21 protein-coding genes are annotated in these 20,785 nt (G+C 69.1%); 10 read left to right on the top strand and 11 right to left on the bottom strand.

Annotated features, from left to right (window positions below; translation table 11 throughout):
• Positions 1–5 precede the first annotated feature (5 nt).
• The 3 genes from EI982_RS05550 to EI982_RS05540 are packed head-to-tail and all read left to right on the top strand — an operon-like array spanning position 6 to position 2,387.
• Positions 6–809, top strand: coding sequence for a DUF7847 domain-containing protein (locus tag EI982_RS05550; RefSeq protein WP_157688541.1), 804 nt, complete (start codon positions 6–8; stop codon positions 807–809).
• Between the two features lie 45 nt (positions 810–854).
• Positions 855–1,604: a ribonuclease H-like domain-containing protein gene (locus EI982_RS05545; RefSeq protein WP_157688540.1), complete on the top strand. Its 750-nt coding sequence runs from the start codon at positions 855–857 to the stop codon at positions 1,602–1,604.
• Between the two features lie 42 nt (positions 1,605–1,646).
• A complete protein-coding gene (locus EI982_RS05540) occupies positions 1,647–2,387 on the top strand; it encodes a dolichyl-phosphate hexose transferase (RefSeq protein ID WP_157688539.1) in 741 nt (246 codons plus the stop codon).
• Positions 2,388–2,448: 61 nt separating this feature from the next.
• On the opposite strand, the gene EI982_RS05535 is transcribed toward EI982_RS05540, so the two are convergent.
• Positions 2,449–2,649 carry a DUF5800 family protein gene (locus EI982_RS05535; RefSeq protein WP_157688538.1) on the bottom strand — a complete coding sequence of 67 codons (201 nt, stop codon included), beginning with the start codon at positions 2,647–2,649 and terminating at the stop codon, positions 2,449–2,451.
• A gap of 98 nt (positions 2,650–2,747) precedes the next feature.
• Between EI982_RS05535 and EI982_RS05530 the strand changes: the two genes are divergently transcribed.
• Positions 2,748–3,599: a polymer-forming cytoskeletal protein gene (locus EI982_RS05530; protein ID WP_157688537.1), complete on the top strand. Its 852-nt coding sequence runs from the start codon at positions 2,748–2,750 to the stop codon at positions 3,597–3,599.
• Positions 3,600–4,135: 536 nt separating this feature from the next.
• Here EI982_RS05530 and EI982_RS05525 read toward each other — a convergent pair.
• Both EI982_RS05525 and EI982_RS05520 read right to left on the bottom strand, forming a co-directional pair.
• The gene (locus EI982_RS05525) at positions 4,136–4,564 is read right to left on the bottom strand and encodes a type II toxin-antitoxin system VapC family toxin (protein ID WP_157688536.1); all 429 of its coding nucleotides are present in this window, start codon (positions 4,562–4,564) and stop codon (positions 4,136–4,138) included.
• Positions 4,561–4,836, bottom strand: a complete 276-nt coding sequence (locus EI982_RS05520; RefSeq protein ID WP_199243740.1) for a hypothetical protein — start codon at positions 4,834–4,836, stop codon at positions 4,561–4,563. Before EI982_RS05520 ends, EI982_RS05525 begins: the two co-directional genes overlap by 4 nt.
• A 160-nt stretch (positions 4,837–4,996) precedes the next feature.
• Here EI982_RS05520 and EI982_RS05515 point away from each other — a divergent pair, with 160 nt between their 5' ends.
• On the top strand, positions 4,997–6,178 hold the full coding sequence (locus EI982_RS05515; RefSeq protein WP_157688535.1) for a redox-regulated ATPase YchF: 1,182 nt from the start codon (positions 4,997–4,999) through the stop codon (positions 6,176–6,178).
• A gap of 213 nt (positions 6,179–6,391) precedes the next feature.
• Here the strand turns inward: EI982_RS05515 and EI982_RS05510 are convergent, their stop codons facing one another.
• Both EI982_RS05510 and EI982_RS18285 read right to left on the bottom strand, forming a co-directional pair.
• On the bottom strand, positions 6,392–7,513 hold the full coding sequence (locus EI982_RS05510; protein WP_157688534.1) for a pyridoxal phosphate-dependent aminotransferase: 1,122 nt from the start codon (positions 7,511–7,513) through the stop codon (positions 6,392–6,394).
• Positions 7,514–7,807: 294 nt separating this feature from the next.
• Complete coding sequence (locus EI982_RS18285) at positions 7,808–7,972, bottom strand: hypothetical protein (protein ID WP_199243739.1); 165 nt, start codon at positions 7,970–7,972, stop codon at positions 7,808–7,810.
• Positions 7,973–8,023: 51 nt separating this feature from the next.
• Between EI982_RS18285 and EI982_RS05505 the strand changes: the two genes are divergently transcribed.
• The gene (locus EI982_RS05505) at positions 8,024–9,370 is read left to right on the top strand and encodes a DEAD/DEAH box helicase (RefSeq protein ID WP_157688533.1); all 1,347 of its coding nucleotides are present in this window, start codon (positions 8,024–8,026) and stop codon (positions 9,368–9,370) included.
• Here the strand turns inward: EI982_RS05505 and EI982_RS05500 are convergent, their stop codons facing one another.
• Complete coding sequence (locus EI982_RS05500; protein ID WP_157688532.1) at positions 9,371–9,757, bottom strand: transcriptional initiation protein Tat; 387 nt, start codon at positions 9,755–9,757, stop codon at positions 9,371–9,373. It lies immediately after the preceding gene.
• An 88-nt stretch (positions 9,758–9,845) separates the two neighbouring features.
• Here EI982_RS05500 and EI982_RS05495 point away from each other — a divergent pair, with 88 nt between their 5' ends.
• A complete protein-coding gene (locus EI982_RS05495) occupies positions 9,846–11,348 on the top strand; it encodes a DUF790 family protein (protein WP_157688531.1) in 1,503 nt (500 codons plus the stop codon).
• Positions 11,349–11,353: 5 nt separating this feature from the next.
• Here EI982_RS05495 and EI982_RS05490 read toward each other — a convergent pair whose 3' ends face one another.
• Positions 11,354–13,774, bottom strand: coding sequence for a DUF2309 domain-containing protein (locus EI982_RS05490; RefSeq protein ID WP_157688530.1), 2,421 nt, complete (start codon positions 13,772–13,774; stop codon positions 11,354–11,356).
• The gene (locus EI982_RS05485; protein WP_157688529.1) at positions 13,764–15,248 is read right to left on the bottom strand and encodes a proton-conducting transporter transmembrane domain-containing protein; all 1,485 of its coding nucleotides are present in this window, start codon (positions 15,246–15,248) and stop codon (positions 13,764–13,766) included. The genes EI982_RS05490 and EI982_RS05485 overlap by 11 nt, the downstream gene beginning before the upstream one ends.
• A 220-nt stretch (positions 15,249–15,468) precedes the next feature.
• Here EI982_RS05485 and EI982_RS05480 point away from each other — a divergent pair, with 220 nt between their 5' ends.
• Positions 15,469–15,756: an amphi-Trp domain-containing protein gene (locus EI982_RS05480; RefSeq protein ID WP_157688528.1), complete on the top strand. Its 288-nt coding sequence runs from the start codon at positions 15,469–15,471 to the stop codon at positions 15,754–15,756.
• A 63-nt stretch (positions 15,757–15,819) separates the two neighbouring features.
• Here EI982_RS05480 and EI982_RS05475 read toward each other — a convergent pair whose 3' ends face one another.
• The 3 genes from EI982_RS05475 to EI982_RS05465 form a co-directional block, all read right to left on the bottom strand.
• A complete protein-coding gene (locus EI982_RS05475; RefSeq protein WP_157688527.1) occupies positions 15,820–16,290 on the bottom strand; it encodes an Lrp/AsnC family transcriptional regulator in 471 nt (156 codons plus the stop codon).
• Between the two features lie 243 nt (positions 16,291–16,533).
• A complete protein-coding gene (locus EI982_RS05470) occupies positions 16,534–17,199 on the bottom strand; it encodes a cyclase family protein (protein WP_157688526.1) in 666 nt (221 codons plus the stop codon).
• 49 nt (positions 17,200–17,248) lie between these two features.
• Positions 17,249–18,250 (bottom strand): LLM class flavin-dependent oxidoreductase, encoded by a 1,002-nt coding sequence (locus EI982_RS05465; RefSeq protein WP_157688525.1) that lies wholly within the window; start codon positions 18,248–18,250, stop codon positions 17,249–17,251.
• A gap of 137 nt (positions 18,251–18,387) precedes the next feature.
• On the opposite strand from EI982_RS05465, the gene EI982_RS05460 reads away from it, so the two are divergent.
• Both EI982_RS05460 and EI982_RS05455 read left to right on the top strand, forming a co-directional pair.
• Entirely contained in the window at positions 18,388–19,179 is a 792-nt protein-coding gene (locus EI982_RS05460) for an SDR family NAD(P)-dependent oxidoreductase (protein WP_157688524.1), read from the top strand.
• 94 nt (positions 19,180–19,273) lie between these two features.
• Complete coding sequence (locus tag EI982_RS05455; protein WP_157688523.1) at positions 19,274–20,764, top strand: ABC transporter substrate-binding protein; 1,491 nt, start codon at positions 19,274–19,276, stop codon at positions 20,762–20,764.
• Positions 20,765–20,785 lie beyond the last annotated feature (21 nt).

Genomic DNA, 20,785 nt, shown 5'->3' with positions numbered 1-20,785 from the left:
TCTCCATGACATTGGACATCCCCGCTGCCATCGAGGACGGACTCTCCCGACTCCCGACGCGCGTGGCCGCGATCCTCTTCGTGGCCTACCTCGCCGTCGGCGCACTCTCGACGATCACGTCCCAGACGCTCGGCGCGGCGTTTCAGGACTGGGTCCGCGACGCGGTCCCGGCCGCCAACCCCGGAACGGGCGGGGTCCCGGCCGGTGGCATGGGTCCCGGGACGGGTGGCGCCTCGCCGCTCGCCCTCGACGTGGGGGTGGCCGTCGCCCTCGTCCTCTTTCTGGCTCAGGTCGTCCTCGCGCAGGCCGTCGGGGTCGTCACCATCCGGACGTTCGTGAGCGGCGCCCGGGACCGGTTCCCCGAGGACCTGAGCCGGCGGTTCGGATGGGTCGTGCTGAACGCCCTCGTCGTCAGCGTCGTCGTCGGTATCGCGACCTTCGTCGGCCTGATCTTCCTGATCCTCCCCGGGATCTACCTCGCGGTCGCCCTCTACTTCGTCGAGTTCGAGGTGATCGTCGAGGACAAGGGCGTGGTCGACGCGCTGCGTGACGGCTGGGCGCTGACCGCCGGCGAACGGCTCAGCGTGTTCCTCCTGCTGGTCGTCCTCTTCATCATCGGACTGATCAGCGGGATTCCGGGAATCGTCCTCGGGTTCGTCGGCGCGCCGGAACTGGTCACCGTCGCGGTCAGCCTCGTCGTCAGCGCGGTCACGAGCCTCGTCGCCGTCGCCATCGGCTCGCGCGCGTACGTCCAGCTGAAAGGCGAGGGCTGGACGCCGCCCGGGTCGGCGTCGCCCTTCGCCTACTGACCGCGTGGCGCGAGGTTTTTGACGCCCGACGCGACAGTACCACGCGTGCGCATCGAGAACAGCTTCATCCCGATCCGTGGCGTGGGTGAGACGACCGAGCGCCGCCTCTGGGAGGCGGGAATCACCCACTGGGAGGCGTTCGACGGCTCCGTCGTCGGCCCGAAGACGGCCGAACGCATCGAGTCCTTCGTCGACGTGGCGACCGACCACCTCCGCCGCGGCGACGCCCGCTTTTTCGACGAGTCGTTCCCCTCCGGCGAGCGCTGGCGCCTCTACGAGAACTTCCGGGACGACGCCCTCTTTTTCGACATCGAGACCACCGGCCTCGACGCCGCCCGCAACGACGTGACGACCGTGAGCTGTTACCGCGGCGGCGACGTCGAGACGCTCGTCCGCGGCGACGACCTCACCGCCTCGGCGCTCCGCGAGCGGTTCGCCGACGCGCCGCTTCTCGTCTCGTTCAACGGCGCCCGCTTCGACGTCCCCTTCCTCGAGGAGTCCTTCGACCTCTCCATCGAGGCGCCCCACTTCGATCTCATGTACCCCTGTCGTCGTCTGGACCTGACTGGCGGTCTCAAGCGCATCGAGAGCGAGGTCGGCATCGACCGCGACCGTCCGGACCTCTCCGGGGAGGACGCCGTCCGCCTCTGGCGCGAGTACGAACGCGGCGACGAGGCCGCCCTCGACGAACTGGTCTCCTACAACCGCGAGGACACCGAGAACCTCGAACGCCTCGCCGACCACGTGACCGCTCGCCTCCACGAGACCGTCTGCCCCGACGCCGCGACGTTTTAGGCAAACCTAAACGTTCAAGTGCGGACGTCCGTAGGTAGGCGTATGAGCGACTACACCTTCGACGACGTGGCCGTCGTCATGGGGACCTACAACGAGGAGGAGGCGATCGGGAGCGTGCTGGCGGACATCGACCGCGTCACGGACGGCCGGGCGGAGGTCGTCTGTGTCGACGGATCGAGCGATCGGACGCCCGAGATCGCCCGCGGCATGGGCGCTCGCGTGATCGAACAGGAGCCACGGGGGTACGGCGTCGCCGTGCGCGAGGCGGTGCTGACGCCGGATCGACCGGTGGTGGTCACCACCGACTGCGACGACACCTACCCGATGGAGCGACTGCCGGACTTCCTCGACCGGATCAACGAGGGCTACGACGTGGTCAGCGGCGACCGCATCTCGCCCCGTCCGGAGACGATGCCGGCGCTGAACCGCCTGGGCAACCGCGCGTTCGCGGGGCTCGCCAGTCTCATCCTCGGTCGGCGCCTCCACGACGTGACGACGGGGATGCGCGCCTACCGCCGCGACCTCCTCCACCGGATCGAGTGGACGGAGAACACGGGCCTGTCGGCGGAACTGCTGATGCGGCCCGTCGCCCGGGGCTACCGCGTGACCGAGGTGCCCATCGACTACGACGAGCGGGCGGGCGAGACGAAACTCGACCCGTTCCGGGGCGGCGCCGCCATCGCCAAGTCCATCCTGCGTGTCGGGTTCGCCGAGCGGTTCGACCGCCGTCTCGACCCCACCTCCGAGACGGTCGAGCGCGTCGACACCTCCAGTAGCGATTGAAACGGTTCACACAGCCGATCGCAGGGCTGCGTGTGATGGGCTGTGCAATGACGTTCGATCGCTACTGGTTCACGATGTCGCCGATCCGCCGCGGTTCGCCCGTCAGCGACGGCTCTTTCTCCACCATCTTCAGCACCTCGTGGTCGGTCACGTCGGGGTAGGTCTTCCCGACGGCGTCCTCGATCAGCGCCTTCTCCAGTCGGAACTCGGTTCCCTCGTAGACGACGTCGACGCCGCCGTCGTCGAAGGAGAGCGTGGTCATGGACGGGGGTAATCGGTCGGGACTCAAAACCCTGCCTGTCTCCGCGTCGGACGGCCGTCTGACGGCCGTTTTAATACGAGAAGCCTGTAGTCACGCGCGTGTCACTCGGGAGGGATCCGCTCGACGCGCTCGAGATCCCCGACGGGACCACCGTCGAGGAGCACGACCTCGTGACCGACGGCGACGTGATCGTCGGCGGTCAGAGCACCGTCGAGTTCGGCGTCCGCGGGCGGAACGTGGTCGCCGGCGAGCGGGCCCGCTTCGGCGGCGACATCGAAGCCGAGGGGAACTGTCGGCTCGACATGTGGTGTGACGTGGCCGGTAACGTCCTCGTCGGCGACGACGCCTACCTCGGCGAGCGCGTCCACGTCGGCGGTCAGCTCATGGTCTCGGGCGACCTCGACATCGGCGACGACGTGGAGATCGACGAGGGGTTCGAGGCCAACGGCTGGATCGTCATCCGGAACCCCGTCCCGACGCTCGTCTTCTACTTCATCGTCCTCTCGCAGTTGCTCCGGGTGGGCGAACAGGGCGCCGCCGAGGAGATCGCGGAGGCGCTCTCGGGGGATGCCCCCGAGGATCCGCTGGTGATCCCCCGCGGGAGCGAAGTCTCGGACGACGCTTGGCAGGTCTCGACGCCCGCCCGCGTCGGCGACGACTGCCGCCTCCACGGCAACCTCCGCGCGGAGTCCATCGACGTCGGCGCCGACAACAACGTCTTCGGCAGCCTGCGCGCCCGCGGCGACGTGACCGTCGCCGAGGGGACCCGCATCCACGGCGACGTGACGACCCGCGGCGGGACGGTCCGGCTCGACCCCGACGTGCGCGTCCTCGGCGACGTCTCCTGTACCGACCTCGAACTCCACGAGGACGCCGTCGTCGATGGGGCGATCCGCTCGCGCGGCGAGATGCGGATCGTTCGGCCGGAGGCGGAACGGGAAATCGAGTGAACCGGGGCCGGTGGACCGCCCCGTCACGTCGTTACAGTTGTTCGAGGCGAAAGCCCACGGCTTTAGCCGTGGGATGAAGCCGACACGGTGGGGGGACAATCCACGGCCCACCAGCCAGCCGGGAGTTGTGTCCCGAATCGTTAAGTTTGGCCCTCCCGTACTGTGTTGTGACGGCGTTCCCCGGTTGTGGCACGGGGTCTTCGACCCCAACGGACGCTTCGCGTCCACAGCCCGCCGGGTAAGAAAGCCGAACCCAGTCCACGGCGTAACACGCGAGGTGACGCGACCCGTGGTACCCAGTTGGCTGAATACCCGACCGTGGAGGCCCGAACCGGTATTCGGGCCGTCGAAGCGCCCGGCGCGTCCGGGTGGGAAGGCCCGTTTGGCCGGGCTGTACGCGCTGGAAAGCACGTTCGGGGTCGTAACCGAACGGCCACCGTCGAACGCCCCACGCGAAAGCGTACTTGAGGGCCGAGGAAACGCGCAACCTTGAACTCCCCTTCGGGGAATCCCACGGCTTCAGCCGTGGGAGGAGGTCAACCTCCCGGTTCGATACGATCGACGAGTCCGTCGAAACCCGTGTCGAAGCTCAGCACGGCGTCGATACCCCGCGACTCACACTGCGCGACGACGGTCGCGTCGGTGAAACTCAAGTCGTGATCGTCGTACCGACGAAAGACCGCGAGCGACGCCCGAACGTCGTCCGGTTCGACGTGTCGCATCTCGACGACCTGTGGAAACGATCCCTCGCCGAGGATTCGCTTGGCGACGGTGTCCGCCGCCTCGAACGATCCCGTTCGGGCCCGTGTGAGTGTCACGGTTTCGTCGAAGACGTAGTCGTTCGTGTACGGTTGGCCGTAGACCCCGTCGAGCAGGTCGTCGAACGCATCGACGGCTGCCCCGTGACGCTCCGCATCCGTATCGTGATGCGCGAAGAACACGCCCGTGTCGACGAGGACGCTCATCCGTACAGCACGTCGTCGATGTCCTCCTCGCTCGTCGTGACGCCGGAGGAGACCATCCCCTCGTGAAACGCCTCCCGCTCGGCGTCGGCGAGGGGCACGCGCTCCTCGCGGAACGAGTCGACGAGGTCGGCCTTGGACTCGATTGCCTCCGCGACGAGTCGCGCCAGCAGTTCCTGCTGGGTGACCCGTCTCCCCGTTTGCAGCCGGATCTCGGCCTGTAACCGTTCGAGACGGGCCTTGGTATCGTCGTCCATCTTCACCGAGGTTGCCATACCGTTCGATAGAATCCGCTACTGGGTAAAGATTTCTACCACGCTCGAGCCCTATCTCGGATCCCGGGCGCCGAGCACGGAGCCGAACGGAACGATCAGCCCCGTGCCGGTGGTGCGACCCGACCGAAACTAAATTCCCCTCGACCCGCCACCGTCCGGTATGCGCTCTCTCGCGCTCGCGGGCAAGCCCAACGCGGGCAAGTCCACGTTCTATCAGGCCGCCACCCGCGCGGAGGTGGACGTGGGGAACTACCCCTTCACGACCATCGACGCCAACCGCGGGGTGACCCACGCCCGCACCGACTGCCCCTGTCTCGACCGCGACGAGCGCTGTGGCAGCGAGCGCTGTCGCGACGGCAAGCGCTACGTGCCCGTCGAACTCTTCGACGTGGCCGGTCTCGTCCCCGGCGCCCACGAGGGGAAGGGGCTGGGCAACCAGTTCCTCGACGAACTCACGGACGCCGACGCCATCCTCAACGTGGTCGACGCCTCGGGCGGGACGAACGCCGAGGGCGAACCCGTCGAGGTCGGCACCTACGACCCCGTCGAGGAGGTCGACTTCGTCGAACGCGAGATGGACCAGTGGCTCGCGGGCATCGTCGACCGCAACTGGGAGGGCGTCGAGCGCAAGTCCCGCTCGCCCGACTTCGACATCGACGAGGTCCTCACCGACATGCTCACCGGTTTCGGGGCGACGGTGGCGGACGTGGCCGGAAGCCTCCGGGCGCTCGACTACCCCGAGGACCCGATCCAGTGGACCGACGAGCACCGGGCCGCGCTCGCACGCGAGGTCCGCGCCCGCACCAAGCCGCTGGTGGTCGTCGCCAACAAGGCCGACGTCGCGCCTGCGGAGAATCTCGAGCGGCTGCGCGCCACCGACAAGCCGGTGATCCCGGCGACGGCCGAGGGCGAACTCGCCCTCCGGACCGCGAGCGACGCGGACGCCGTCGACTACGACCCCGGCGACCCCGACTTCGAGGTGGTCGGCGACGTGAGCGACGCCCAGCGCGAGGGGCTCGAACGCATCCGTGAGGTGATGGCGGAACACGGCGGCACCGGGGTACAGGCCGCCATCGACGCCGCCGTCTACGACTTGCTCGACCGGATCACCGTCTTCCCCGTGCAAAACGAGACGCGGTGGACAGACGGCGCCGGCAACGTCCTTCCGGACGCCGTCCTGCTCCCGCGGGGGGCGACCCCGCCGGACCTCGCCTACGCCATCCACACCGATATCGGCGAGGGCTACCTCCACGCGGTCGACGCGCGCTCCGACCGGCGGATCGGCGAGGACCACGAACTCTCGGAGGGGGACGTGATCAAAATCGTCAGCACCGCGAACTGAGACGGGCAGTCGTCGTACGGGCGAGCGCACGGTGCGCTCGCGTCATCCAACCAGGATGGGGAGGATCGAGCCGTCAGCGGGTGAATAAACTCACGTCGCGTGGCTAGTTTAATCTGCCGTTGACACTACGGTCGCCAGTTTATTCGAGTTTATCTACCGGCATTCGTCGGTGCGGGGACTCGACGGGACGGCGAACGGTCGGTTCGCGGCCGTTCAGCGTAGGTTCGCCACCACGTCGGCCATCACGTCGAGCGCCTCGCGGAGCACCTCGGCGTCGTTGGCGTAGGAGATGCGGGCGTGGCCCGCGCCGTTCGCGCCGAAGGCGTCGCCGGGGACGACGATCACGTCCCGTTCGATGCAGGCGTCGACGAACCCCTCCGGCACCTTCGGCATGGCGTAGAAGGCGCCCTTCGGGGTCGGCACCTCGACGCCCATCGCCTCGAACCGGTCGAGCAGGAGGTCGCGCCGCTCCCGGAAGGTGTCGCGCATCTCGCTCACGACGTCCTGTGGGCCGGAGAGCGCCGCCTCGGCGGCGTACTGCGCCGGCGCCGACGCGCAGGCCTGGATGTACTGGTGGACGCGGAGCATCCGCTCGATCCGGCGGGTGGAGGCGGTGACCCAGCCGAGTCGCCACCCGGTCATCGAGTAGGTCTTCGAACAGCCGTTGACGACGACCACGTTGTCGGTGTCGGCGTAGGCGAGCGGCGAGTGGTGGTCGCCGTCGAAGACGAAGTGTTCGTACACCTCGTCGGAGAGACAGACCACGTCGTGTTCGTCGGCGATGCGGGCGAACTCCCGGACGTCTTCCGCGGGCGACACCGCGCCGGTCGGGTTGCCGGGGCTGTTGACGACGAACATCGCGGTGTCGTCGGTGATGGCGTCCTCGACGGCGGCGGGATCCAACGTCAGGTCGTCGCGCAGGGGAACCGGCACCGGCTCGCCGCCCGCGAGTTTCGTCAGCGCGTCGTAGGAGACGAACCCCGGATCGGGGATGAGCACTTCCTGGCCGGCGTCGACGTGGGCCTCCAGCGCGAGGTGGAGCGCCTCGCTTCCCCCCGCGGTCGCGATGACGTCGTCCGGGTCGACGGCCACCCCCTGATCGCGTTCGTGCTTGGCGGCGATGGCCTCCCGGAGCGGGCGGATCCCCTTGTTACCCGTGTAGGCGTCGGCCTTTCCGGCCTCGATGGCTTCGACGGCCGCCGCGCGGGCGTGGTCCGGCGCCGGGAAGTCCGGCTGGCCGAGGCCGAGGTTGATCGCGTCCTCGCCGGCCGCCTCGAACACCTCGCGGATGCCGCTGATGGATATCGACTCGACGCGTGGGGAGAACTCGGTCATACCCTCGTTCCGGGTCCCGTCCGGCATAGGTGTTCCCGTTTTTCGGCCGATCCGGGCCCTGCCGCGTCACCGGGGGACACCCGGCCGGCGACTCACTCGTGTGCGTCCCCGACGCCGGAGTCCGAGTTCTCGCCCGGACACAGCAGCTCTGGACTGCGATTCCACGCCGATCGCTCCGCGAACTCCCCGATCCGGCGGCGGTCGTCCTCCGTGAGGCAGGTGGTCGCGCAGGTGACGGTCCGTCGTCGGGCGAAAAAGGGGTTGCTATGAGGGCTATTGGGCCGTCCCGACCGCTCACTCCGGGTCGTCCTCGTAGGCGTCGCGCAGGGTCGAGACGTGATCGCCCAACTGTGAGAGCGCGCTGTCGGCGTCGACGTAGCCGTCGTCGTACTCGTCGTAGACGCGTTCGGCGGCGTCGAGGAAGGCCGCCACCTCCGCGTCGAGGTCGTCTGATGCCATGTGTGATGGGGGGTGCGGAGGGCATATATTTCCACCCCTCGAAGGTCGACCGTGACCCTCGTCGCCCGGTTCGCCGACGGAACGATTCGGCTCGACGGCGACCTCGACCCCGTGGCCGCCGACGCCCTCCCCGTCGAGTTCGACGACCGGAGCGGGACCCTCCGGGCGCCGGCCCACCGGTACGCCGCCCTCCGCGACGCCCTCGACGCGGCCGGAATCGACTACGAGGATCGGGTGTTCGACCTCCCGACGCTCGATCTGTCGACGACGTACGACCTCCGGGACTACCAGTCCGCGGCGCTCGCGGCGTGGGCGGACGCCGACCGGCGGGGGATCCTCGAACTCCCGACCGGGAGCGGCAAGACCGTCGTCGCGATCAGGGCGATGGCCGACCTGTCGACGCCGACGCTCGTGGTCGTGCCGACGGTCGACCTTCTCCACCAGTGGCGCCGCGAACTCGAAACCGAGTTCTCGGTGCCGGTCGGCCAACTCGGCGGCGGCGAGCAACGCCTCGAATCCCTGACAGTCGCCACCTACGACTCCGCGTACCTCCGTGCCGACGAGGTCGGCGACCGGTTCGGGTTCGTGGTCTTCGACGAGGTCCACCACCTCGGCGGCGAGGGCTACCGCGACATCGCCCGCCTGCTTCCGGCGCCCGCCCGCCTGGGCCTGACCGCCACCTTCGAGCGTCCGGACGGGGCCCACGAGGTCGTCGCGGACCTCGTCGGCCCCGTCGTCTACGACCGCTCGGTCGACGACCTGGCCGGCGACCACCTCGCGGACTACGAACTCCGGCGGGTCGAGGTCGAACTGACGCCCGCCGAACGCGAGGCCTACGAGGACGCCCAGGGCACCTTCGTCGACTACCTCAAGACCTCGAACCTCTCGCTGTCCAGCGGGAGCGACTACCGCGAACTGGTCAAGCGGTCCGGGAGCGATCCGCGAGCCCGGGAGGCGCTGCTGGCCAAACAGGAGGCCCGGGAGATCATGATGAACTCGGCGGCGAAAGTCGACGCGCTGGAGCGGATCTTCGCGCGCCACCCGGACGCGCGCACCATCGTCTTCACCGCCCACACCGACCTCGTCTACCGGCTCTCCGAGCGCTTCCTCTGTCCGGCGATCACCGCCGAGACGGGGGCGAGCGAGCGGCGGGCGATCCTCGACCGGTTCCGCGAGGGAACCTACACCCGCGTCGTGGCCGCGAACGTCCTCGACGAGGGCGTCGACGTGCCCGACGCGAGCGTCGGGGTGATCCTCTCGGGCAGCGGGAGCGAACGCGAGTTCACCCAGCGCCTCGGGCGGGTGCTCCGCCCGAAGGCCGACGGCCGGACGGCCGTCTGCTACGAGGTGGTGAGCGCCGAGACGGCCGAGGAGCGGGTGGCCGAGCGGCGGCGGTGATCACTCCAGCCGCGACTGCAGCGAGCCGTCGCCCACGAAGTCGTCGTAGGCGACGTCCTCGAACTCGACGGCGATCTCCCGCTCCCCGTCGGCGGGGACCGTCACCTCGCGGCGCCGCTCGGTCGTCGACTCCCCGACGGTGACGGCGACGACGAGCGTCCGGGTTCGCTCCGTCCCCGCCGGGTTCCGCACCGTCGCCAGCACCCGCAGGTGGCCGTCGTCGGCCTCCTCGAAGTCCTGATCGCTGATGCTCAGTTCCCCGTCGCCGCCGGTCCCGGGGGACTCCCCGCCCGGCGTCGGCGGGGTTCGCGGACCGGTCGCGCCGGGCGTGGCACACCCGGCGGAGAGGGCGAGTCCGAGAAACGCGAGGGCGCGACGCCTGTCCATACCGGATCGACCCCGGCGAGCGACAAGAGCGTTGTCCTCGCGCCCGCCCGTCGGCGGGATTTTATCCACGGAACGACGAGGTGGGCGCGTGCTCCGGAAGGACCTGCTCCGGGTGTCGCGGGCCGGCGGCGGCTACCGCCCGCAGTTCGCGGACCGCGCCGACCGGCCACTGGCCGCGCGCGTTCTCGGGACCTTCGCCGACCACGTGGGGGAGCCAGGGTCGGCCCTCGACGCGGCGCTCGCGGATCTGGAGGGCGAGGCCGACGATTTCAAACTGGTCCGCGGGTTCGCGTCACTGTGCGAGCGGGACGCGACCTTCGAGACGCGGGCGGCGGTGCCCCCCGAACGGGCTCGCCGGATCGCTTTCGAAGCCGCCGAGACGGTGGGCGTCGTCACCGAGGCCGACCGGGACCGGGCGCTCGACCGCGCCGCCGGCCGGCTCGGGGTCGACCCGGCGGCAGTCGCCGACTCGCTGTACGCCGACCGCGAGGTTCGGCAGGTGCTCGCCGACTTCGACCCCCGGTGGACGCCCGACGCGCTCCTCGACCAGTACGACCTGTCGCTGGCCCAGACCGCGCTGTTCGACGCCGTCGAGGTTCGCGTCCGGAGTTCGGACCCCAAGGCGCTGGTCTCGGCGGTCAAGCGCCTGGGGTTGATGTACGAGATCCACCGGACGGATGCGGGCCGGGAGGTGGTGGTGACCGGCCCCGACCACCTCTTCCGGCGGACCCGACGGTACGGCACGGCCTTCGCCCGATTGTTGCGGTCGGTGGCGAAGACGGCCGACTGGCGGCTGACGGCGACGATAGACGACCGCGGCACCGAGCGCGAACTCGTCCTCACCGACGACGACGTCGGCGTTCCCGGTGTCGACCCCATCGCCGAGCCGACCTACGACAGCGGCGTCGAGGCCGACTTCGCCGCCCGCTTTACCGCGCTCGATCTCGACTGGGACCTCGTTCGCGAACCCGAACCCCTGGCGGTCGGGACGCGCGTGATGATCCCGGATTTCGCCTTCGACTACCGCTTCGCCGACTTCCGCGTCTTCTTCGAGATCATGGGCTTCTGGACCCCCGAGTACGTCGAGAAGAAACTCGGCCAACTCGCGGACGTCGAGGACGTCGAGTTGCTGGTCGCGGTCGACGAGAGCCTCGGCGTCAGCGACGAGATCGAGGCCCGGGACCACCGCACGATCACCTACGCTGGCACCGTCCGGGTGAAGGATGTGGTCGACGCCCTCCGGCGCTACGAGGCCGACCTCGTCGCGGAGACACGGGCCGCCCTGCCGGACGAACTCCGCCCGGACGCGGACGTCGTCACCCTCGCCGACCTCGCGGCGACCCACGGCGTCGGCGAGGACGCCCTCGACACCGTCGCCTTCCCCGAGCACGAACGGGTCGGCCGGACGCTGGTCCGCCCGGACGTGTTGTCCGCCCTCGACGACGCGCTCGACGCCGGTGAGACCCTCGATACTGCCGAGGAGCGACTGGCCGAGTACGGGCTCTCCGAGACCAGTGCCGTCCTCTCGCGACTGGGGTACGAGGTGGCCTGGGACGGACTGAGCGGCGGGACGATCCGCGAGAAGGGATAGACGGGCTACGACCGAGTCGTCGGGGCCACGCGGCGTGGCGCCGTCTCGGCCGTCCGCTCGGAGGCCGGCGTCCACTCGAGGTCGCCCGCGTAGTGGAACGCCCGGTGGTCCTGTTCGGGGTCGACGACGGTCACGGAGAGCCAGCCGCCATCGAGCAGGCCGGTCACCGCGTCGTGGTCCGCGAGCACCTGGGTCACGCGCTCGACCGGCGCGTGGATCACCGTCGAGAGCCGGACCGGTTGGTGGTACGGCTCGTCGGCCGCGCTCATCACGGACTGGAGCGGAAGGCCGGTCATCAGGTCGCCGCCGTTGCCCTGGTAGACGCCGACGTTCCCGACGGGGTTGTGGGTCACCTTCGACCCGCTCCCGTAGACGGGGTTGTCGACCGTCGCGAAGTAGTACTGGGCGTTGATCCACTGGGTGACGACCATCGGTCCGGTCACGATGGCTTCGAGGGCGTCGCCGTCCGGATCGGTCGTCCAGTCGTAGGAGTGGAGGAACGCCCGGCCGTCCAGGTCGAGGCCGTCGGTAAGCGCCCGGGGGCCGACGACGAAGCCCGCGTTGCCGGCCAGCCCCCACTCCGGGCGCGTCTCCGCCCAGTCGGCGGCGCGCCGCTCGGTCTCGCGGACGGCCGCGTCGGGGTCGTCCTCGTCGACACGCTCGGCGGCCGCCCCGGCCCGGGCGGTTTCGAGGTCGGCACGGAGCCGTTCGAGGTCCGCCGCGTGACTCTCGGGGACGTCGCCGTCGTACAACTCGATCCCGTCGGTGGTCGTGTCGTGCTCGCCCGCGACGAAGACGGTGTCGTCGGGGACGTCCACCCCGCGCTCCCGGAGTGCCGCCCTGACCGCCTCGTCGTTACAGATCCGTGCGAGGACGCGGGCGTTCGGCCCGCCGGGGTTGCCGGCGCAGGCACCGCAGTCCAGGCTCGAATCGAACGGGTTGTTCGTCGTGTGACTGGCGTGACCGACGAAGGCGACCACGCGGCCGAACCGCTCCCATCCCATGAGTTCGAAGGCCGTCGCCGCGTACTCGACCCGTTCGTCGAGCGTGAGGCCCTCACGGAGGTCGTTGACGGAGTCGGGGTTGTACTCGACCGTCGGCTCGCAGAACTCGTGGGCGTCGGGCACGCGGCGGCCGACGGCGTCGAGCAGGCCGCCGACGCGCTCGGGGACGAGCGTCCGGGCGGCCAGCGCCGAGCCGTACCCCACGCCCGCGCTCTCGACGAAGCTGAAGGCGGTCGCGGCGTTGGCGCCGAGGCGTTCGACGACCGACGCGCCGGCCTCGCGGACGGCGTGCCACCGGTCGTGTGTGCCCCGGTCGCCGTCGGGGTCCGCGGGGGGGCGGTCCGCGATGCGGTGTTGCGCGTCGACGATGGGCGGACAGGCGTCCACGGATACGTCGGCGTCGTAGCCCTCGTAGCGCATCGGGATCCCGAAGAAGCCGGCGTAGCCGTGGGTCTCGTAGTCGCCCGCGCGCTCGACGTGCCGGCGGATGACCTCCGAGCGCGTGTCGATACAGAAGACCAGTTGTGCGTCCGGGCGGCCGTCGTCGTCGGCGTCCGCGGCCGCCTCGCTCGCGTCCGTGAGCGGGTCGACGAGTTCCGAGCGGTAGGTCGCCTCCCAGGCCGTCAGCCAGACCTCGGCGAGCGGGACGTCGTCGCCCGTAGTGTCGGCGGCGCCGTCGCCGTCGTCGGGGGCCTCGTCGGGTACGAGGGGCGCGTCGAACAGGTCCGCGAGCGTCAGACGGACCGCCAGATACCCCGGGAGCGTGATCGGGTACGCCGACTGCCAGGCGCCGTCCGCCTCGGCCCGCCGCTTGAGGAGCCCCGTCCAGCCCGGGAGCGCCGTCAGGTGGAACTCGAAGACGTCCTGCCACCGGCCGACGGGGTACTCGTCGAGGCGGTCGCGGATGGCGTCGACCGGGTCGTCGGGAAGCGCGGCGACGGCCTCGGCGTCGGGAATTTCGCCGTCGTACCGGGCGACGCTCCGGAACGCCGCGTAGAACCCACGGTCGCGGTCCGGCATGGGCCACTTCGCCCGTCCCTCGTCGAGGAAGACAGACAGCCACTTCGTCAGGACCGCATCGACGCGGTCGTCGGCGGTGGTCTCGTTCGGGGCGTCCGCGTCCGCACGCTCCATGCGTTCGAGCGTCGCGGCGGGGTCGGCGTCGTACCCGTGGGCGGCGAGCTCCGCGCGCAACACGTCGTCGTCGATCCGACCGTCCTCCCACGCGCGGCGGAACACGTCGGCGCTCGGGTAGCCGTCGCCGCCGAGGGTCCGCTCGGCGTCCGCGACGGCCTCGTGGAACGGCCGGTCCTCGAACCCGGCGAGCGGGTTGGCGGTCACGAACGAGTGCAGCGGCCAGACCGAGCCGACCGCCTCGGCCGCCGTGTCGATGCTGTCGCGGATCGCGGGTTCAGTACTCATCGTACTCCTCCGTGCTCGTCAGTTGGGTCGCGGTCGGCGGTTGCGTCGCGTTCAACAGCGCCACGTAGAGGCGCCGGCTGTGCCGGTAGGCCCCGGTCTCGACGCCGAGATACGCCAGGACGAACGCGGCGGCGACGAGGCCGTGGACCGGCGTCAGCGCCGTCGGCTGGCCGACCGCCGGTAGGCCGGCCAAGAGCCCCTCTATCAGGCCGTAGACGGCGGCGTAGACGGCGATGGCCGGCAGGGCGACCGCCGGGACGGCACCGTACCGGACCGCCGACGGAAGCGACCCGTCGGCGACCAGGTCGCGGGCCGCATGCATGACCGTCAGGACGACCAGCAGCGTCAACAGGAGACCGCCGTCCGCTCCCATCCCCTTGCCGGTGAGCGTCCCGAAGAGGACGCCCCCAGCGAGCGCAGTGCCGGCGATCACCGCGACGCCCGCGGCCCCGGTCGACCCACGCGCCGTCCGCTTCGTCGGCGACTCGCGTTCGATCCCCTCGCCGGAGCCGAGAAAGCGGTAGGCCTTGTAACAGCCGTGCAGGACGAGGTGGGTGATCGCGGCCCCGAAAAAGCCGAGCCCCGCCTGCATGAGCATGAAGCCCATCTGTCCGACGGTCGAACACCCGAGCTTGCCCTTGACGTCCGTCCGGACGGTCTTCAGGAGCTTTCCGAGGATCGCGCTCGCCGCGCCGAGGGCCACGAGTCCGAGCATGACGGCGCCCTCCGCGGTGACGACGGGGGCGAACCGGACCAGCAGGACGCCGCCGGCGTTGACGAAGCCGGCGTGCATCAGCGCCGAGGCCGGCGTGGGAGCCGTCATCGACGAGAGCAGCCACGTGTGGAAGGGAACGAGCGCCGATTGGATCGCCGCCGCGAGCAGGAGCGCCCCCGCGGCGAGGGACAGGACCGCCGGCGACGCGTTCCCGACCGTCGACGCGAGGCCCGACACCGTCGTCGCCCCGGTGTGCCACCACAGCGTGCCGAGCGCGGCCGCGAGCGCCCCGCTGCTCGCGAGGAAGTTCCGGCGGGCGAGCGACCCCGCGGCACGTGCCTGTGGCCACCCCTCGACGTGGCCGATCAGGTCGGCCATCACCAGCCCCATCGCGAGCCACGCGGCCCCGAACAGGGCGAGGTGGTCGGCCGCGACCAGGGTCATCACGAGCAGCGTGAAGCCGAACACGCGCCCGAAGAACCGATCGACGGCCCGGCCTCCGGCCATGTAGCGCCGCGAGTAGCTGTGGACGACGCCACTGAAGAAAGTGGCCGCCACCCACATCACCGCGGTCAACCCGTCGACGATGACCAGATCCGCGAGGCCCCAAGGCTCGCCGCCACGGAGCTGGCCGGCCAGCACGCCGACACTCGCCAGCCACAGGAGCCACACGAGTCGCGTCAGCGCGACCGGCACGCGCGAGTTCCCGTTCGTCGCCGTCGGCAACGCCCCCACCGTCGTCTCGGTTTGTCCTGTCATCGTTTGCGTCTCCGACCGGCCACCGCACGGACCGTTCCGGTCCGCCCTGTTCACTCGCCGGTCGTCTCTACCCACTAATACGAACAGAACGTCTATTAAATCTATCTATATTCCCAATACGTTCCAAAATAACGTATTAAAGAACATTATGTTTATCGGGAGGATACATCCGTCGCGGTCGGAGGTTCGTTTATCGGCACGGGGCGCCTACCGTTCCCATATGCCCGAAGAAGTCCTGTTCGAATCCGAGAGCACCCAGACCCGAGACGGGATCGCATCGTACCTCCGCAGCGTCGCCGACAAGCTCGAACGCGGGGACGCGATCACGCTCAGAGCCGGGTCGGAATCCGTGACGATGGAGCCGCCAGCCCGACCCACCTTCGAGGTCAAAGCCGAACGTGAAGGACCGGCGGACGGCCCCGGGGAGTTGAGCATCGAGTTCGAACTCGAATGGGACGAGAGCGGCGACCGGAACGGTACCGGGAGCGGGCAGTTGGAGATCGAGTGAGGGGGACGGACGCTCGGCCGTGGTGGACGGAAATAGCGCGGTCGACCGCGCCAACGATCCGTATCAGTCGTCCCCGTCCTCCGTGTCGAACTCCCCGAATGGCGTCGTCTGGTGGCTCCGGACGAGCACTTCGTCGGCCACCGTCAGCCCCATCTCGAGGAGTTCCTGTGCGATTGGCGTGATGTCGTCGTCCGACTCGCCGACGACGGTCACCAGGAGGTTTCGGTCGCCGGTGACGAGTTCTTGGACCGACACGACTCCGTCGATGTCGAGTATCTCGGGGATGCGTTCGCCGCGTTCGGGGATCGACGCGGTACAGAACAGCAACATCCGGAGCGGGTAGCCCGACCGCTGGTAGTCCACCTCGGCGCTGTACCCCTTGATGATATCCTCCGATTCGAGGCGTTTGAGCCGCTTGCGGACGGTGCTGTCGGAGGTGCCGGTCCGCTCCGCGATGTCCCCCGAGGAGGTGTTTCGGGCGTCCTCCTGGAGCGCGTACAGGATCGCTCGGTCGACGTCGTCTACGTCGCTCATACCGGTATCTCCGCAGCAAAGGTACTTTACATTGTTCGACCGCCCTGCCGCCGCGTGACCCCGCCGTACATCACATACCGCGATATCGAACGGTCGGACGATCCCACACGTCGCCGATCCGATCACCTCCGGGATCACCGTGGCCCGGAACGACCGGCTCTCCGACCGCGGGCGGGTCGCTGACCTCATCAGCGGGGCGTTCGAACGCTGAGCCGACGCGGCCGACCGTCGTACCGACCCAGGTCACTCCTGTGGCCGGACCAGCAGCCGGACCTGTGAGCCGTCGCGGTTGTCGTAGGGAATCGGCGTCGCGATGACGTCGTACCGACCGGCGCTCACCGCTTCGAGGTTGGCGACCCCCTCGATGATCAGGATGTCCTCGGGGAGGAGCGTGTAGTGGACGTGGTGTTCCGCGAGTTCGGCGCCCGGTTTGTCCGCCGACAGCGCGTCGATGGCGAAACACGCGATGTCCCGTTCGACCATGTACTCCGCGGCCTCCGCCTCGGGGTAGACGAAGTTCCGGAGGTAGTGGTCCGTATCCGCCGGCGCCATCCCGCAGTCGAAGATGAGGTAGTCGCCCGCCGAGAGGTCGTACCGCTCGGCCTGTTCGGCCAGCTCCTCGCGGGAGACGCCGCTTCCGGGTTCCTTGTGGCTGAAATCACAGATCACGCCCTCGGTGACCATCTCGTCGACGGTCACCTCGTCGATGGTGCGATACTCCTCTTTCGAGAGGAAATGCGTCGGTGCGTCCATGTGCGTCCCACAGTGGGTCTCCAGATGCAGGAGCGTGGAGTTGTAGTCGTCCTCGTCGAGGGTCGCGTAGTCCTCGAACTCCGGTTTCGGGTGCAGGGGCGGGAGCGTCGGGCTGTCCTCCGCGAGCGTCTGTGTGAGGTCGATCCACTCGCTCATACCCGTGTGAGCGACCGGTCACCACATAGACCTTCGGACGGACCCCCGGTCACTGGAGCGCCGGACGGACCTCGTCGCCGAACAGCTCGATGCCGCGCGTGTCGGGGAAATCCAGGAACATGAGCTGGAGCCGCTCGAAGCCGAGTTCGCGGATGGATTCGATCCCCTCGATCACCTCGGCGGGCGTACCGATGAGGAAGTCGCCTTTCTCCCGTGCTTCCTGGGCGTTCGAGAGGTTCTCGTCGATGTCGTCCTCCTCGCCCCACGGGAGCGGGAAGATCTCGTCGCAGAGTCGCTGGAGTTCGTCCTCGTCCTCCCTGACGAGGACGTGTGCGAGCCACGACCGTTCGACGTCGGCGGGATCACGCCCCGCCTCCTCGAGGTACTCGTCGAACTTCTCGACCTTGAACTCGATGGGCGGTCCCCGGGCACGGCCGCTGATCTCGACGTTCCACTCGTCGGCGTGGCGGGCGGCCACGCGGAGCAGTTTCGGCCCGGCGCCACCGACGACGATGGGCGGATGCGGGTCCTGAACGGGTTTCGGCTCGTTGTAGGCGTCCTCGATGTGGTAGTGGTCCCCGTGGAAGGTCGGTTCGTCCTCGGTGAACATCGCCTTCGCCACGCGGATGGTCTCGTCGAGCATCTCGATGCGCTGCTCGATGTCCGGGTAGTCGAAGTCGTAGGCGCGGTGTTCCTCGTCGTGCCACCCGGCGCCGAGCCCGAGTCGGAGGTTCCCCTCGGAGAGGATGTCCACCGTCGTAGCCATCTTCGCCAGCAGGGCGGGATTGCGGTAGGTGACCGAGCCGACCAGCGGTCCGAGTTCCATGTCGTCGGTCCGCTCGGCGAGCGCGGAGAGCAGCGTCCAAACCTCGTACTCCTGGTGTTTCGGCCCGAGCATGAAGTGATCGGGTGCCCACAGCCCTTCGAGGCCGGCGGCCTCGACGGCGTCGACGCCGGCCATGGTCGTCTCCCTGTCGAGGTCCTCCAGCAGCGGCGCGTCGCGGTGGACGCCCACTCCCGGGTAACATTGAACCATCCAATCGAACTGCATCGTCTTCCCCAACGGCGCCGTCTGTAATGAAATTCGGGGCAGGTTATCGTCCCTGGCGATCGGTCGGCCCCGACCGACACCTCGTGTCGTCCACCCGACCAGTACAGCTAAGACGGCGAACGCCCACACCTCTCGCCATGTCAGCCACTGACCTCTCCCTCGTCGGGGAGTCGGCAGTCGTGACTGGTGCCGGGCGGGGTATCGGGCGACGGATCGCCGAGGCGCTCCTCGACGCCGGGGTCGACGTCGCCATCAACGACATCGATGCGGACGCCCTCGCCGAGGCGGCGGACGCGCTCGACGGAACCGACGGCGACCTACTCACCCACGAGGCCGACGCGAGCGACCCGGACGCCGCCGCCTCGTTCGTCGAGGCGGCGGCCGACGCCTTCGGTGGCCTCGATATCGTCGTCAACAACGTGGGCATCGCGGGGCCCACGAAACCCTGCGAGGAGATCACCCACGAGGAGTTCATGTCGACGCTCTCGGTGAACCTCGGGAGCCTGTTCAACACCACGTCGGCGGCGATCCCCCACCTCAAGCGCGGGGGCGGGCGCGTCGTCAACGTCTCGTCGATGAGCGGGAAACGGCCCCTCGAAGATCGGACGCCGTACACCACCTCGAAGATGGGGGTCATCGGCTTCACCCGGACGCTAGCGGTCGAACTCGCCGACCACGACGTCAACGTCAACGCCGTCTGTCCGGGGAGCGTCGCGGGGCCACGGCTCGACGCCGTCATCGAGGCACAGGCCGCCTCGCAGGACCGCCCCGTCGCGGAGGTGGAAGCCGAGTTCCGGTCGGCTTCGCCGATGGACGAGTTCGTCACCGCCGGGGACGTCGCCGACGCGGTCCTCGTCCTGTGTTCCGAGCGCACCCGACGGGTGACCGGCCAGGACCTCAACGTCACGGCGGGCATCGTCATGTACTGACGCGCAGACGGAACTCGGGGGACGGAAACGGGATCTCAGCCCCCGAAACCACCGGCAATTTTTATTACTAATCGTCGTAATCGTCAAGGACGGCATGAGTGACTCTCACAACCAAACCGACGGAATCAGCCGACGACGGTTCGTCCACGGGATGAGCGCGGCGAGCGCCGCCGCGGCGGCCGGCCTGTCCGGCTGTATCGGCGGCGGTGGCGGTGGCGACGGCGAGATGGGAATCCCGGACGACCCCGACGCGGCGGTCGACGGGGCGTCAATCTCCCTCGCCATCGACGAGGGGCACAACACCAACCCCTTCCAGTGGTTCAGCGACTCAATTCAGGAGGACACTGGCGTCGAGCTCGGCGAAATCAACGGCTTCGGGTTCACCAACCTGTTCTCGAACCTGATGACGGAGTTCACGAGCAACTCCGGGGCGTTCGACCTCGTGAGCTTCTATCCCCAGTATCTGGGGACGTTCGCGGCCAACGGCCACCTCCAGCCGCTGGACGACATGATGGAGATCGAGGGCTGGGACCCGCAGTTCGACGACATGCTCAAACCGTTCCGGCAGATGTACACCCAGTGGGGTGGCAACACGTACGCGCTCCCCATCGACGGCGACGTGTTGATGCTCGTCTACCGCCGGGACCTCTTCGAGCAACACGACATCGAGGTGCCCGAGACCTGGGCCGAGTTCAACGAGGTGGCGCGCTATTTCACCGAGGAGACCGACGACATCGACCACGGCGTCGCGACCTTCGGCAAGCGCGGGTTCGCCTACGGCTGGTTCCTCACCCGCTTCGGCGGCCTGGGCGGGAAGTACTTCGACGAGGACATGAACCCACAGATCAACACCGAGGCGGGGCGACGCGCCCTGGAATCCTGGCGGGAGACGATCCAGTACGCCCCCGACGACACGGCCAGTTACGGCTACCCCGAGCTTCGGGACGCGTTCACCGGCGGCAACGTGGCGATGGTCGTCCAGTGGACCGACGTCCCGAAGAAGGCGGCCGCCTCGGAGGCCACCCGCGGCAAGTGGGGCGGCGCGGCCGTCCCCGGATGGGAGGACGGTCGTGCCGCCAGCGCGATGCCGGTCGGCCGCGTCCTCGGCGTTCCGTCGGGGGTCAGCGACGAGCAGAAACTCGCCGCCTACCGCTTCGCACAGACGTTCACGCTGCCGGAGTACAGCACGCACATGGTCTCCGACCCCGGCTGTGGCGAGGACCCGTTCCGCAGCTCACAGCTCTCCGACCCCGAGCCGTTCACCCAGGAGAATCCCTACCGGGACGCCCCACAGGAGTCCGTCGCCTTCGGTGACATGGAGAGCGCGGAGCAGTACACGTCGGCCGTGCAGGCGACGCTCGAACAGGGGTACCCCGTGCCGTACTGGCCGGGCTCGCAGGACTACATCAACGCCCTCGACATCGAGATTTCGCGGTTCGTCAGCGGCGAGACCGGCGTCGAGGAGACCCTCGAGAACGTCGAGAGCGAGTGGGAGAGCATCGTCGAGGACCTGGGCCGCGAACAGCAACAGGAGTATTACAGCAACGTCATCGAAGCGTGGCAGAACGCGGGTATCTGGGAGTGAGGCGATGGTAGTTCGCCGAGC

Source organism: Haloplanus salinarum, assembly GCF_009762275.1.
Classification (GTDB): Archaea; Halobacteriota; Halobacteria; order Halobacteriales; family Haloferacaceae; genus Haloplanus; species Haloplanus salinarum.
Note: the sequence above shows the minus strand (reverse complement) of the source record. Positions and strands in the feature narration are given on the sequence as shown.